Here is a 544-nt window from a genome sequence, read left to right on the forward strand (position 1 = left end):
CCTACTGATTACAAGTCAGTTGCTCTACCAATTGAGCTACACCGGCAAGATATTGAATAAGGTATGGTGGAGGATGACGGGATCGAACCGCCGACCCTCTGCTTGTAAGGCAGATGCTCTCCCAGCTGAGCTAATCCTCCGTAATATTTTTATCATTTTGTGAAATCATTGGTGACCCCTACGGGATTCGAACCCGTGTTACCGCCGTGAAAGGGCGGTGTCTTAACCGCTTGACCAAGGGGCCGATCTAATAACTTATGAAATCATTTACCTTAAACATCATACCACGTCGTTTCGTGTATGTCAACTTCTACGAAGAAATAAATTTGAAATAATCTTCTTTAGAATGGCGACTTCCCTATCTTAACACCTTGGTATAATCTAATCAACATATATTTCTTACTAAAAAAGACGTTTATCAAAGTCTTTTTTCGCCTGGCAGCGTCCTACTCTCACAGGGGTAAAACCCCAACTACCATCGGCGCTGAGAAGCTTAACTTCCGTGTTCGGTATGGGAACGGGTGTGACCTTCTCGCTATCGCCA

The 544-nt window shown here is 44.1% G+C and carries 2 tRNA genes and 1 rRNA gene; all 3 read right to left on the minus strand.

Features of this window, described 5'->3' with window-relative positions:
* Positions 1 to 64: 64 nt before the first annotated feature.
* Positions 65 to 140: transfer RNA gene (locus tag HRJ06_RS22940), tRNA-Val, on the minus strand.
* A 29-nt stretch (positions 141 to 169) separates the two neighbouring features.
* A tRNA-Glu gene (locus HRJ06_RS22945) sits at positions 170 to 244 on the minus strand.
* A 189-nt stretch (positions 245 to 433) separates the two neighbouring features.
* Positions 434 to 544, minus strand: a 5S ribosomal RNA gene (gene rrf, locus HRJ06_RS22950); the annotation flags it as partial.

The sequence above is a fragment of the Mesobacillus harenae genome (assembly GCF_013343715.1).
Lineage (GTDB): Bacteria > Bacillota > Bacilli > Bacillales > Cytobacillaceae > Mesobacillus_A > Mesobacillus_A harenae.